Source organism: Exiguobacterium acetylicum (genome assembly GCF_022170825.1).
GTDB classification, from domain to species: domain Bacteria; phylum Bacillota; class Bacilli; order Exiguobacteriales; family Exiguobacteriaceae; genus Exiguobacterium_A; species Exiguobacterium_A acetylicum_B.
Genome location: NZ_CP081878.1, coordinates 2,228,757 through 2,241,270, shown reverse-complemented (window position 1 = coordinate 2,241,270; position 12,514 = coordinate 2,228,757). Strand labels below are relative to the sequence as shown.

Annotated in this window: 14 protein-coding genes and 1 other annotated feature; of the genes, 12 read left to right on the top strand and 2 right to left on the bottom strand. The window is 49.8% G+C overall.

Annotation, left to right across the window (positions count from 1 at the left end; all coding sequences use genetic code 11):
• Positions 1-12 precede the first annotated feature (12 nt).
• The 7 genes from K6T22_RS11865 (at position 13) to K6T22_RS11835 (ending at position 5,639) form a co-directional block, all read left to right on the top strand.
• A complete protein-coding gene (locus K6T22_RS11865; RefSeq protein ID WP_238237419.1) occupies positions 13-1,353 on the top strand; it encodes a ribonuclease E/G in 1,341 nt (446 codons plus the stop codon).
• 73 nt (positions 1,354-1,426) lie between these two features.
• Positions 1,427-1,496, top strand: a sequence feature (ribosomal protein L21 leader region).
• Positions 1,497-1,511: 15 nt separating this feature from the next.
• Complete coding sequence (rplU, locus tag K6T22_RS11860; protein ID WP_012370978.1) at positions 1,512-1,820, top strand: 50S ribosomal protein L21; 309 nt, start codon at positions 1,512-1,514, stop codon at positions 1,818-1,820.
• A 3-nt stretch (positions 1,821-1,823) separates the two neighbouring features.
• Positions 1,824-2,162: a ribosomal-processing cysteine protease Prp gene (locus K6T22_RS11855; RefSeq protein WP_023468945.1), complete on the top strand. Its 339-nt coding sequence runs from the start codon at positions 1,824-1,826 to the stop codon at positions 2,160-2,162.
• A 14-nt stretch (positions 2,163-2,176) separates the two neighbouring features.
• On the top strand, positions 2,177-2,455 hold the full coding sequence (gene rpmA, locus K6T22_RS11850; protein WP_012370976.1) for a 50S ribosomal protein L27: 279 nt from the start codon (positions 2,177-2,179) through the stop codon (positions 2,453-2,455).
• Positions 2,456-2,523: 68 nt separating this feature from the next.
• The gene (locus K6T22_RS11845; RefSeq protein ID WP_238237416.1) at positions 2,524-3,006 is read left to right on the top strand and encodes a Spo0B domain-containing protein; all 483 of its coding nucleotides are present in this window, start codon (positions 2,524-2,526) and stop codon (positions 3,004-3,006) included.
• Positions 3,007-3,021: 15 nt separating this feature from the next.
• Positions 3,022-4,317 carry a GTPase ObgE gene (gene obgE, locus K6T22_RS11840; RefSeq protein ID WP_238237414.1) on the top strand — a complete coding sequence of 432 codons (1,296 nt, stop codon included), beginning with the start codon at positions 3,022-3,024 and terminating at the stop codon, positions 4,315-4,317.
• A gap of 53 nt (positions 4,318-4,370) precedes the next feature.
• Positions 4,371-5,639, top strand: coding sequence for a hemolysin family protein (locus tag K6T22_RS11835; RefSeq protein ID WP_238237412.1), 1,269 nt, complete (start codon positions 4,371-4,373; stop codon positions 5,637-5,639).
• A 45-nt stretch (positions 5,640-5,684) separates the two neighbouring features.
• On the opposite strand, the gene K6T22_RS11830 is transcribed toward K6T22_RS11835, so the two are convergent.
• Entirely contained in the window at positions 5,685-6,227 is a 543-nt protein-coding gene (locus K6T22_RS11830; protein WP_238237410.1) for a transcription repressor NadR, read from the bottom strand.
• 24 nt (positions 6,228-6,251) lie between these two features.
• On the bottom strand, positions 6,252-7,334 hold the full coding sequence (locus tag K6T22_RS11825) for a cysteine desulfurase family protein (RefSeq protein ID WP_238237409.1): 1,083 nt from the start codon (positions 7,332-7,334) through the stop codon (positions 6,252-6,254).
• A gap of 97 nt (positions 7,335-7,431) precedes the next feature.
• On the opposite strand from K6T22_RS11825, the gene K6T22_RS11820 reads away from it, so the two are divergent.
• The 5 genes from K6T22_RS11820 to ruvB all read left to right on the top strand — a co-directional run bounded on the left by K6T22_RS11820 (position 7,432) and on the right by ruvB (position 12,510).
• Positions 7,432-8,901 carry an L-aspartate oxidase gene (locus K6T22_RS11820; protein WP_238237407.1) on the top strand — a complete coding sequence of 490 codons (1,470 nt, stop codon included), beginning with the start codon at positions 7,432-7,434 and terminating at the stop codon, positions 8,899-8,901.
• Positions 8,816-9,667: a carboxylating nicotinate-nucleotide diphosphorylase gene (gene nadC / locus K6T22_RS11815; RefSeq protein WP_337927078.1), complete on the top strand. Its 852-nt coding sequence runs from the start codon at positions 8,816-8,818 to the stop codon at positions 9,665-9,667. Before K6T22_RS11820 ends, nadC begins: the two co-directional genes overlap by 86 nt.
• Positions 9,657-10,754, top strand: coding sequence for a quinolinate synthase NadA (gene nadA / locus K6T22_RS11810; RefSeq protein WP_238237406.1), 1,098 nt, complete (start codon positions 9,657-9,659; stop codon positions 10,752-10,754). Before nadC ends, nadA begins: the two co-directional genes overlap by 11 nt.
• 162 nt (positions 10,755-10,916) lie before the next feature.
• The gene (gene ruvA, locus K6T22_RS11805; RefSeq protein ID WP_023468936.1) at positions 10,917-11,510 is read left to right on the top strand and encodes a Holliday junction branch migration protein RuvA; all 594 of its coding nucleotides are present in this window, start codon (positions 10,917-10,919) and stop codon (positions 11,508-11,510) included.
• Between the two features lie 4 nt (positions 11,511-11,514).
• Positions 11,515-12,510 carry a Holliday junction branch migration DNA helicase RuvB gene (gene ruvB / locus K6T22_RS11800; protein WP_238237404.1) on the top strand — a complete coding sequence of 332 codons (996 nt, stop codon included), beginning with the start codon at positions 11,515-11,517 and terminating at the stop codon, positions 12,508-12,510.
• Positions 12,511-12,514 lie beyond the last annotated feature (4 nt).

Below are 12,514 nucleotides of genomic sequence, written 5' to 3'. Positions count from 1 at the left end.
GGAGGGATCAGTATGCGATGGATTAGTGAACAGACCGCCTCGCTCGAACGACTGGCATTGGTCGAAGGTGGTCGATTGATTGAATACCATGAACGGATGCGCGACGAGATTCGCGTTGGTACTTTCGTCTATGCTAAGGTCGATCGATTGCATCCGACGCTCGGGGCAGCGTTCTTAATCGCGACCGACGGTACACCGCTGTACTTACCACTTAATGAGACGGTAGAAGTACTGCGTCGTTTTCCGGATGTACCGACGATCGGACAAGCTGTTCAGGTCGGGCAGACGTTACTCGTCCAAGTCGTCAAGGAAGGCGTCGCACCGAAACAGCATAAGGTAACGCAGAACATCACCTATGGGGGGCGTTATCTCGTCTATTTCCCGTACGGTCGGCGGGTCCGTTTTAGTCGGAAGCTGGATTTAGTCGTTCAGCGCCAACTAGCGGAGCAACTGACGACGACAGACGAAGAAGGCATTCTCTACCGGACGGAGGCAGCAAAAGCGTCAATCGAGGAATTAAAGCAAGAGCTGCAGTCGTTGCGGACACGGCATAAAGAACTCATGCAGTCTCCTCGTCTCGAACAAGATGAGGCGTTGATCGTCCAAGAAGCAAAACGGCTTCCACATGTCACAGAAGCGCTCGTCATGACACGTCAGGAAAAGGAACGACTCGAATTACTTGGTCTGTCTGTCGAACGGTCGTTGCGAAAAGGACGCTTGCCAGAGATGGAGAAGATTGATGGGGCAATCGAGAAAGCGATGCAACGCGTCGTCTGGCTCGACGGAGGGGCGTATCTCTTGATTGAAGAAGTTGAAACGATGACTGTCATCGACGTCAACAGCGGGAAGACGATTTCCGTTAAGGAACAAAAGCGGACGTTTGACCAAATCAATGAAGCGGCTGCCGTCGAAGTCATGCGTCAATTACGATTGCGCAACATTAGCGGTATGATTGCGATTGATTTTCTCCGTGGCTCAAGTAAAGGTCAGACACGTGTGACCCAGCTCTTAAAAGAGCGAGCAGCACTCGAGACAAAACAAATCGAAGTCTATGGCTTTACGAAAATGGGTTTATGCGAACTGACACGACAACGCCATGGAAAATCACTACAGGAACGCTCGCAGGAATCCGGTCAGTGGACACGATTAAGCGTCTATCGGTTAATCGAACCGAAGTTGCTTGAGATCGCGACTTACGCGGAAGCAGTCGTGATTCGGGCACCGCGTCATCTGCTGCAAGACGAATTCGTCTCCCGCCAACCGCTCGAAGTGCATGTGCTTGAAGGCGATCCAGCCGTCCTGTTCACGGGGTCGTCACAGGACTGTCTCGATTTCGTCAAGCGATCGGAATAATCCTTCAGAACAGCATTGACAAGGTGGAAGAACGTTTGGTATTCTGAATAACGTTAGTTCGTTTGGAAGCACCAAATGACTACAACCGCACAGACCGGGTTTTAAAGCATCTGCTGCCCGCGATGGCGAGTCTGAGTTCCTAAGAGGAGGTGCACGTAATGTACGCAATTATCAAAACTGGTGGTAAACAAGTCAAAGTCGAAGCTGGCCAAGAAATCTACGTTGAGAAATTAAACGCAGACGTCGACAGCACAGTTGAATTTGGTGAAGTATTGATCCTTGGTGGTGACGATGTTAAAGTCGGCGCTCCACTCGTAGAAGGTGCGAAGGTCGTAGCAACGGTCATCAAACACGCTCGCGCGAAAAAGATCACTGTCTTCAAAATGAAAGCGAAAAAGAACTACCGTCGTAAGCAAGGTCACCGTCAACCTTACACGAAGGTCCGCATCGAGAAAATCGAAGCGTAAGCCATGATACGTGTCAAGATTCGACGAGATGAAGCGGAACTCGTCCGCTCCATCGAAGTGACAGGACATGCCGAGTTTGCAGAACCAGGTCTCGACCTTGTCTGCGCCGGCGTATCGTCGGTGATCTTCGGGGCATACAATGCCATAGAAGCATTACTCGGGCAGGTCCTGCTCCTTGAAATGGCAGAACAACAAGAGGGTGGCTACTTTTATGTAGAACCGTACGCTGACTTAGCACCGGATGTCAGTGAACGCACCCAATTGTTACTTGAGGCGACTTTGGTCCAGCTTGGTACCATCGCTGAAAGTTACGGTGAGTTTATCCAACTTGAACAAGTATAGGAGGTGGATTCCACATGTTGAAACTTAATCTTCAGTTCTTCGCATCGAAAAAAGGGGTAGGTTCGACAAAGAACGGTCGTGACTCGCAATCGAAACGCCTTGGGGCGAAACGTGCAGACGGTCAAACTGTTTCTGCTGGTTCAATCCTCTACCGTCAACGCGGTACGAAGATTCACCCAGGTATGAACGTCGGACGTGGTGGCGATGATACACTTTTCGCAACTGCAACTGGTGTCGTTCGTTTCGAACGTCTCGGACGCGACAAGAAACAAGTCAGCGTTTACCCAGCATAAGGATCGACGAAGCAGACTCTAGCCACTTTCGAGGGTTAGGGTCTGTTTTTTTTAGGAGGGAACGACCGATGGAGGAACAGCAGGTACTTGATCTTTTAAAGACTCTTCGTCACGAGTGGTTGAACCGGATACAACTCGTCCGTTCGTATGGCGCGATCGGAGACGAACAAGCAGTCGAGTCAATCTGTTCGGCGTACCGGGAGCAAGCATCTCGGGAAGGACGTCTAGCGCAAATCGGATTGCCGAAAACCGCACTGGCGTTACTGCAAGCTGAATGGTCAGGCAAAACTGTGACGTATGATGTCATCGGAGCACCCCACATGGAAGATGAGCGGTTGAAACGACTCGTCGAAGCAGCCATCGCCATGATTGATGTAGGAGTAGGAGAAGTATCCGTGACCTTCCACGAGGGCGTGACCATCGAGATCTATCGGGATCTACTAGATATGTCGCGCCTTGAGAATCTAGTGACGCCGATGGAAATCGAGTCGCAGACGGAAAATGAGTGTGTGATTGAGATTGAAAGTCTTCCATTTGAGGAAGAGAAGTAAGAGGAGGGATCCGACATGTTTGTCGATCAGGTAAATATTTATGTAAAAGCAGGTGACGGAGGACGTGGGCAAGTAGCGTTCCGTCGCGAGAAATACGTTCCAGACGGTGGTCCAGCCGGCGGTGACGGTGGTCACGGGGCTCACGTCGTCCTCGAAGTCGACGAAGGACTTCGGACATTGATGGACTTCCGTTACAAACGTCACTTTAAAGCAGTCCAAGGTGAAAACGGAATGTCAAAAGGGATGCACGGTCGTAAAGCTGAGCATTTAGTCGTCAAGGTTCCACCAGGCACGGTTGTCTACGATGATGATACGGACGCGGTTATCGCGGATCTCGTCCATCACGGACAACAAGCAATCGTCGCAAAAGGCGGACGTGGCGGACGTGGGAATACACGTTTTGCAACACCTGCCAACCCGGCGCCTGAGCACGCAGAAAACGGTGAGCCGGGAGAAGAAAAATACTTGAAGCTTGAACTGAAGATGCTAGCAGACGTTGGTCTCGTCGGCTTCCCGAGTGTCGGGAAATCAACGATGTTATCCGTCGTTTCAGCAGCACGTCCGAAAATCGGAGCGTATCACTTCACGACGATCACACCGAACATCGGTGTCGTCGAAACGGAAGATAGCCGTAGTTTCGTCATGGCTGACTTACCAGGATTGATTGAAGGCGCAAGTGAAGGTGTCGGACTCGGTCACCAGTTCCTCCGTCACGTCGAGCGGACGAAAGTCATCGTCCACGTCATCGACATGAGTGGAATGGAAGGACGCGATCCGATTGAAGACTACAATATCATCAATAAAGAACTCGCAGACTATAATCTTCGTTTGACAGAACGTCCACAAGTCGTCGTCGCAAACAAGATGGACATGCCGGATGCGGCAGAACATCTCGAAGCATTCAAGGAAGCTTTCCCGGATCTTGAAGTATTCGAGATTTCAGCAGCAACCCGTCAAGGATTACGTGATCTCTTATTCCGGATCGCTGACCTCGTCGATGCGACACCAGAATTCGGTCTAGAGGAACTCGAAGAGAAAACAGCGACACCACGTGTCGTCTACGGTTACGAAGCACCAGAAGCCGGCTTTACGATTTCAAAAGATGAAGACGATTGCTTCGTCATCAAAGGACCTCGAATCGAAAAACTCTTCACGATGACGAACTTCATGCGTGAAGAGTCGATTAAACGTTTCGCTCGGACACTTCGTCAAATGGGTGTCGATGAAGAGTTACGTCGTCTTGGTGCGATTGACGGTGATGTCGTTCGAATCCGTGATTTCGAGTTCGAATTCGTCGAGTCATCATTCTAAGCGGTTTATTCCATTAGGAAACGGAGTGTGAAAGCATCGTGGACCCATTGCCCATGATTTCATTCGTTTGGTTAATTCCGATTCTCGTGTTATCCGCGTTTTTCTCCTCATCCGAGACAGCACTCGCGAGTGTCAATCGGTTGCGGTTGTTGCATCAGTCAGAAGCGGGGGACGCGCGTGCGTCCCGCGTGTTTCGTTTGCTTCAACGTTATGAGGAGACACTGACGTCGATTTTGATTGGTAATACACTCGTCAATGTCGGATTCGTCTTGTTTGGTGGCTGGTGGATCATCCAGTTCGTCGAGACGGTGGCGACGCAGACTGTTGCGTTTCTTGCGCTGTTCTTTCTGTTGCTGTTGTTTGGCGAATTGATTCCGAAATCGTACGCTCGTGAGCATACAGAGCGTTACGTATTACTGATCGGACGTCCACTTCGTTTCTTCTTACTGTGTTTTCGACCGCTTGTTTTCCTGTTACTCCGCTTACGCCAGTTGGCACTTCGGTTGATGGGAGCGGATCCGAAAGGACCGCTCGTGACTGAACAGGAACTCAAGGCACTCGTTGATATCAGTCAGGAAGAGGGCATCATGGGTCTTGCAGAGGCTGAACTCGTCCATCAAGCGGTTGATTTTCAACATGCGACGGTCGAGGATGCGTTGACGCCACGAATGGACATTCAGGCGATTGATATCGATGCACGATTCGAAGACATCCTCGCAGAAGTGCAAAAAGGCGGCTATTCCCGTCTACCGGTCTATAAGGACTCGATTGATCATGTCATCGGTGTATTATCGGAACGGGACTTTCTACGAGCGTATGTGAAGAACGGCTCCGTTGATATCCGAGAATGGATTCGACCCGTGTCATTCGTCGTTCCACAGACACGGTTGATGGATTTGTTACCAGAACTTAAAATCAAGCAATCTCATATGGCTGTCGTCCTTGATGAATTCGGGGGCACGGCTGGTCTCATCACCCTTGAGGATATTTTAGAAGAGATCGTTGGTGAGATCTGGGATGAACACGATGAATCATTGGAGTACACGAAACGAATTGGTCCAGAGCAATATGAATGTCTAGCGGAGTATGATATTGAAGACTTCTGCCAGCAATTTCAATTGACGATGCCAGATACGGATGCCCAGTCTCTGGGTGGATGGATCATGGAAGAGAGTGGACAGCTACCGGAAGTCGGAACAGCGATGCAGTATGAACGTGTCACGTTGACCGTCTTGCATATCGAAAACCGACGTGTCCGAAAAGTCTTAGCGACCTTTGATCGTCCATCTGCGATGCCAGATACACGACTTGAACCGATTTAAATACAAAAACCGCTTATTCCTTAGGAATAAGCGGTTTTTGTATGTTCAGACATCAAGTTCTGAAACGAGGATTCCGAGACGATCGAGTTTTGCAATCGCTGCTTCGAGTGCTTCCTCATAATCGGCCTCAAGAGTATGGATATGGACTCCGTCCGTTAGGCTCGAGAGTGGAGTAGCTTGTGTCTCCTCCAGTTGCTCGAGTAATACGCGGACATCGCGACGACTTTTCAGCATTAGTTCTCCCGTAATGAAGCCATAGACCGGATGTTCAATGATGACATCGCGAACGACGACTCCTTCATCGACGATGGCGTCACACTCATCCTTTAATTGATCGATGCCATGACGACAAACGATTTTCCGGCGTAATTTCGAACCGTCGACTTCCGGGTCATTGATGAAATAACCACGAGCTGTCGCAATGACAGGATACCCTTTTGCTTTTAATAACGATAAATCTTGAACGATGACTTGTCTGCTAACGCCCGCTTGTTTAGCGAGTGCTGTTCCCGTGACAGGCTGTTCACTTTCTTCGATCATACGAAGTAATGATTTCCGGCGTTCTTCTCCGGAGATGCGTTTCCCCATCATGTCTCCTACCTTTCTCCAGTGTCATGAGATCGTGTTTAACGCATCGATGCACTGTGCGATTTCTTCGTTCGTCGTTGTTCTTCCAAAGCTAAGTCGAATCAACCCATGAGCAGATGATTCATCAAAACCAATCGCACGCAATGTCGCGTTCGGACCGTTTTCTCCGGCTCGGCAAGCACTACCAGCGGAAACTGCGATTCCAGCACGATTCAAAGCGAGTAATACGTATTGACCATCGCGTTGTTTCGTATGGATGGCACAGATGGAAGCGAGTTGGGTCGGCGACTCAATCATCGTGTAACGAGACGAAGACAATGTTTTTTTTAGCATACCACGAAATTGACGGCTTGAAGCTTGGATTCCTGGATTTTCTAATCGAGACGCCTCACAGGCAGCGATGAATGCCGCAATTCCTGGAATGTCAACTGTACCCGGACGAATTCCGTACTCGTGATGTCCTTCGTAATAGGGACTAAAGAGTGGTCGCCGCAGATAGAGGGCGCCTAATCCTTTGGGTCCATATACCTTATGGCTACTCATCGTATAGGCGTCAAAGGCGTCGATGTTGATCTCATCTTTTAAAAACCCTTGGACTCCATCGCAATGAAATAGAACCCCGTTTGATTGACAATATGCCGCAATTTGCTCGACTGGAAACCGGAAACCCGTATCCGAATTAATGTGTTGAATTGAGACGACACCGATCTCATCTGTACAAGCCGTGACGAATTGTTCCCAATCGAACGTTCCGTCTGGTAATAAAGAAAGGTGACGTGTTTCTTGCGCCCAGCGCGCAAGCGGAAGCAAGACCGAGTCGTGTTCACATTGAAGTGTCAAGACAACTGACCTGTTACTTTGTCGCATCAAATGTGTCAAAGCGATGTAATTCGCTTCTGACCCGCTCCCTGTAAAGATGACGGTTCCTTCCTGTTGATTCAATTGTTGCATCAGATATTGACGCGCACGCTTTAGCAAACGCTCTGCGTCACCACCGATGTCATGAAGAGAAGAACTGTTGCCGTAGAACGACTGAGCGGCTTGTTGATAATGTTCAAGCGCTTGTGGGTGTAGCGGAGTCGTCGCTGCGTAATCGAGATAGATCATGAAAAATCCTGTCCTTTCGTCTTGTCACTCAGCTAAAAGTATGCCAAACTTATTGTCAAGTCAATAGTAAACTTTTAGGTATAGAGGTGTAAAACATATGTCTTTACATAAAAAGATCGAGACAGATGTATTGATCATCGGAACAGGGCTTGCGGCAATCTCTGTCGCTTTGCATTTACCACCAGGAACCGAAGCGTTACTCGTCACGAAAGGTACTCGTTTTGAGACGAACTCCGTCCGAGCGCAAGGTGGCATTGCTGCAGCTTACGCTGAAGTTGATCATCGAGGTCATTTTGAAGACACGTGTCAGGCAGCAAAAGGAAGATTCAAGGAGACTGTCGTTGATTACGTGACGCGATCTGGAACTGAGGCGATGGAATTTCTACTACGGTATGGTGTCAAGTTCGATCAAGATGATGCTGGTTATATGCTTGGTCGAGAAGGGGCGCACCGTTTACCTCGTATCTATCACTGTGGCGGGGACGAAACCGGTAAACGGATCATGGAAACCTTAGTGCCACGTGTGCCGTTCCCAATTCTTGAGCAGACGTGTATTACGGAATTGATTCAAGTGGATGGACAGGTGTTAGGTGCAGTCGGATATAGAAACGGCGAACCAGTTGAAATTATGGCGCGGGCAACGATTCTTGCAACTGGTGGAGTGGGTGGATTATTTGCTGCATCAACGAATGATCCTACGATTCAAGGAGACGGCATTGCCCTCGCCTTTGAAGCAGGGGCGAGTATTCGCGATCTTGGATATATCCAGCATCATCCGACAGTACTCGTTCATAATGGACGTTCGGAAGGATTGATCACGGAAGCGTTACGTGGAACAGGAGCAATTCTTGTGACGAAAAGCGGCGAGCGCATCATGGCGGATCATCCGATGCGAGATTTAGCGGCGCGAGATGAAGTCGCTAAACGAATCCATGAGGTGCGAAAACAGGAACCAGTCTATCTCGATACGTCAAACGTCGTCGACCGGACAAAACGGTTTCCAACGTTTGTTGAAAAATGTGAAAAACTGAACATAAATCCAGATCTCGTTGAAATCGCACCAGGCATCCACTTCCTGATGGGCGGGATCGAAACGGATCTGACAGGGCGGACGAATGTCGAAGGACTTTACGCGGTCGGCGAGACAGCATCGATTGGACTACACGGTCGAAATCGCCTGGCGTCGAACTCGCTCCTTGAATGTGTTGTCATGGGAAAAACAGTAGCAGAACAGCTCGAGTTGTTACCTGAACGTACAGTAGAACGAGTTAGACGACGTCCTGGACCCGTGTGTTCTGTGACAGCTTATGTGTCACAAGTGATTGGTGTTGAGATGAATGTCGAACAGATACAGAAGAGCTTGGATGAATTAAAAAGTTGGACGTTAGAGAAATTTGGACAGGATGCGGAAGAAAATCGATTACGTTACGTTACGGCATGTTTGTTGCTTGAAGGGGCACGGATTCGATTGACAGGAGAGGATGAGAACGTTGAACAAGTGGCAGTTACGGCAACAGCTGGAAGCATTTTTAGTGGAGGACATCGGACACTGGGATATCACGAGTGAAGGATGTTTGACAGGAAAAGAGCGTGGGACGGGTCGTTTTTTAGCAAAAGAAGACGGTGTCTTTTGTGGAGCAGACATCATTCGGGAGATGGCGTATCTTTTACAGGTCGACGTAACCCTTCATGTAGCAGAAGGCACTGTCGTGACGCGTGGAACGCTCCTTGCCGAGTGGTCGGGTTCATTACAGGACATCTTAAGCGGGGAACGAGTCGCCTTGAACCTTGTTCAGCGTCTGTCCGGAATCGCGACGAAGACACGTCAAGCGGTCGAGGTAACAGCAGGACGAATCCGAATCACGGATACACGAAAGACGACACCTGGATTACGAATGTTAGAAAAACACGCGGTCCGAGTAGGTGGTGGATACAGTCATCGCGGGCGGCTCGATGATGCGGTCATGATCAAAGATAACCACATCACAGTCGCGGGATCGATTACGGAAGCCGTGACGCGAGCAAAACGTGTCGCAGGTCATACGACACCAATTGAAGTCGAAGTCGAGACGGTAGCGGAAGTGCTCGAGGCAGTGGCAGCAGGAGTCGATATCATCATGCTCGATAACCGGACACCAACAGAAATCAAACAGCTCCGACAATTGATTCCACAGCATATTACGGTCGAACTTTCTGGCGGTATCACGATTGAAACGTTACCCGACTATGCAGATAGCGGCGCAGATGTCATCTCGCTTGGGGCACTCACGCATTCAGCAACAGCGCTCGATATCAGCATGAAAATCGAAGGAGGAAAAAAAGATGTCATTTGATCTATTACGTCACGAGGGAATTCCGGCGTCGTACTTACAGCAATCAGAAGCAGACTTGATCGCCATCATCGAAGGGGTCAAAGAACGGATGGGCAGTCGCTTGTTCTTACCTGCCCACCACTATCAAAAAGACGAAGTCGTCCAGTTCGCGGATGCGACGGGAGATTCGCTCCAGCTCGCGCAAGTCGCGAAGCAGATGACAGGAGCCGAATACACAGTCTTCTGTGGCGTCCACTTTATGGCAGAAACGGCAGATATGTTGACGGATTCGTCACACACGGTTGTCTTACCTGATATGCGTGCTGGTTGTTCGATGGCAGATATGGCGAACGATACGCAAACGGAGCGTGCCTTTACAATCTTGACGGAACGGTTCGGGGAGTCGATCTTGCCGTTGACGTACGTTAATTCAACAGCAGCGATCAAAGCTTTCGTCGGTCGTCACGGTGGGGCAACGGTAACGTCATCGAACGCTGTCCAGATGGTCGAGTGGGCACTTGCTGAACGAGACATCTTATTCTTCTTACCCGATCAACACCTCGGTCGCAATACGGCACACGCTCTTGGGATTCCGCTAGAACAGATGGCGATTTGGGATCCGATTAAGGATGAACTCGTTTTTGACGGAGAAGATCAAGATGTCCGCGTTATTTTATGGAAAGGGCATTGTTCGGTGCATGAAAAATTCACGGTCGGTCAAATCGAGCAGTTCCGTAAGACGGATCCAGAGCGAAAGATTCTCGTTCACCCGGAATGTTCGCATGAAGTCGTGTCGGCGTCTGATTTAAACGGATCAACGGCGTATATCATTCAGCAAATCGAGCAGGCTGCACCGGGAACAAAGTGGGCGATTGGAACAGAGATGAACCTCGTCAATCGACTCGCAACGACCCATCCAGAACTCGATATCGTGTCGCTTAATCCGTTCATGTGTCCTTGTCTGACGATGAACCGGATCGACTTGCCGCACTTAGCATGGGCGCTTGAACAAGTCGAAGCAGGAGAGCCGGTTAACATTATTACGGTCGACGCAGAGACGACGCGGCATGCTGTGTTAGCACTCGAACGGATGCTCGAAAGATCGTAAGTACAGATGAGTAGCGTGGTCGCATAAGCGATCACGCTTTTTGGTTCCATGTTCTCGAGAGCGAACGTATGTATTGATTTTTGCTGAAGAACGCTTTGAAGCCAAACGAAGATGTATGCTACAATAACACGAGAGTTTGTTTAAAGATGGGAGCGTTCCACATTGATAGAATTCGTACGCGGCGAAGTCGCTTATGTCTGTGCAGAATTCGTGACGGTAGAAGTCGGCGGGATTGGCTACAAAATCGTAGCACCGAACCCGTTTTTTTATCGGACCGGAGACGAACAGATCATCGTATATACGTATCACTATGTCCGTGAGGACCAAGAAGTCCTATTTGGATTCCGTTCCCGTCGTGAGCGTGCTTTGTTCACGAAGTTGCTTGGTGTAACAGGGATTGGACCAAAAGGAGCACTCGCAATCGTCGCATCGGGGAATGTTGATGCGCTCGTTGAAGCGATTGAACAAGAGAAGGAAAGTTATCTCGTCAAGTTCCCAGGTGTCGGTAAGAAAACAGCGAAGCAAATGACGCTTGACCTAAAAGGGAAATTAGCGGAGCTTGCACCAGATTACGTGCCGAGCGAAGGCTTGTTCGCGCAAGGTAACGCTGAGTTGAACGAAGCCTGTGAAGCATTGACAGCACTCGGTTACAGTGATCGAGAAGTCGAAAAAGTCAAAAAAGCGTTGCAGGCAGAAGTCCTGTCGACGGATCAATATGTCAAACGGGCACTCCAGTTGTTATTGAATGTGAGGTGAGGACATGGAAGAGCGCATTTTGTCAGAATCCGCCCATGCGGAAGATCAAGAAGAGTGGAGTCTGCGTCCTCAGACGCTCGAGCAATACATCGGGCAGGAGAAAGCGAAGGGAAACTTGAGTGTCTTCATCGAAGCGGCAAAAATCCGTCAGGAAACACTCGATCACGTGCTTCTCTATGGCCCTCCGGGTCTCGGTAAGACGACGCTTGCAACAATCATCGCGAACGAGATGGGAGTCGGCATTAAGACGACAGCCGGTCCTGCAATCGAACGACCGGGTGATTTAGCGGCAATCCTATCATCACTTGAACCAGGAGACGTGCTCTTCATTGACGAGATTCATCGATTAAGTCGATCGATTGAAGAGATTCTCTATCCGGCGATGGAAGATTATTGTCTCGATATCGTCATTGGTCAAGGGGAACTCGCGCGAAGCGTGCGGATCGATTTACCACCGTTCACACTCGTCGGTGCGACGACACGTGCCGGGATGCTATCAGCACCGCTACGTGATCGTTTTGGCGTGACGCTGAAGCTTGAATATTATACGATGTCAGAGTTGTCTGCCATCGTGACGCGGACATCGCGTCTGTTCGGATTTGAAGCAGATCGTCTCGCGGCAGAAGCAATCGCGCTTCGTTCACGCGGAACACCGCGTGTCGCGAATCGCTTGTTACGGCGTGTTCGTGATTTTGCGCAAGTCGCGCATCAAACCGACATCGATGCCGCGCTTGCGACGAGTGCGCTTGATCGGTTGCATGTCGATGCGCTAGGACTCGACGATGTCGACCATCGTTTATTGCGTTCACTAGCAGAACGGTTTGCTGGCGGTCCAGTTGGACTCGAGACGATCGCAGCGACGATCGGGGAAGACGCCCAGACGATCGAGGATGTCTATGAACCCTATCTATTGCAACAAGGCTTTTTACAACGTACCCCGCGCGGACGTGTCTTAACACCGTTCGCCCGCCAACATTTAGGACTGAAAGAAGGAAATTGAACCA

What these genes read in the sequence shown, in the direction of transcription:
- K6T22_RS11865 (WP_238237419.1), top strand. Translation starts at nt 13, where the DNA reads ATGCGATGGATTAGTGAACAGACCGCCTCGCTCGAACGACTGGCATTG.
- obgE (WP_238237414.1), top strand. Translation starts at nt 3,022, where the DNA reads ATGTTTGTCGATCAGGTAAATATTTATGTAAAAGCAGGTGACGGAGGA.
- K6T22_RS11830 (WP_238237410.1), bottom strand. Translation starts at nt 6,227, where the DNA reads ATGGGGAAACGCATCTCCGGAGAAGAACGCCGGAAATCATTACTTCGT.
- K6T22_RS11835 (WP_238237412.1), top strand. Translation starts at nt 4,371, where the DNA reads ATGATTTCATTCGTTTGGTTAATTCCGATTCTCGTGTTATCCGCGTTT.
- ruvB (WP_238237404.1), top strand. Translation starts at nt 11,515, where the DNA reads ATGGAAGAGCGCATTTTGTCAGAATCCGCCCATGCGGAAGATCAAGAA.
- K6T22_RS11825 (WP_238237409.1), bottom strand. Translation starts at nt 7,334, where the DNA reads ATGATCTATCTCGATTACGCAGCGACGACTCCGCTACACCCACAAGCG.
- K6T22_RS11845 (WP_238237416.1), top strand. Translation starts at nt 2,524, where the DNA reads ATGGAGGAACAGCAGGTACTTGATCTTTTAAAGACTCTTCGTCACGAG.
- nadC (WP_337927078.1), top strand. Translation starts at nt 8,816, where the DNA reads ATGAGAACGTTGAACAAGTGGCAGTTACGGCAACAGCTGGAAGCATTT.
- rpmA (WP_012370976.1), top strand. Translation starts at nt 2,177, where the DNA reads ATGTTGAAACTTAATCTTCAGTTCTTCGCATCGAAAAAAGGGGTAGGT.
- nadA (WP_238237406.1), top strand. Translation starts at nt 9,657, where the DNA reads ATGTCATTTGATCTATTACGTCACGAGGGAATTCCGGCGTCGTACTTA.
- rplU (WP_012370978.1), top strand. Translation starts at nt 1,512, where the DNA reads ATGTACGCAATTATCAAAACTGGTGGTAAACAAGTCAAAGTCGAAGCT.
- K6T22_RS11820 (WP_238237407.1), top strand. Translation starts at nt 7,432, where the DNA reads ATGTCTTTACATAAAAAGATCGAGACAGATGTATTGATCATCGGAACA.
- K6T22_RS11855 (WP_023468945.1), top strand. Translation starts at nt 1,824, where the DNA reads ATGATACGTGTCAAGATTCGACGAGATGAAGCGGAACTCGTCCGCTCC.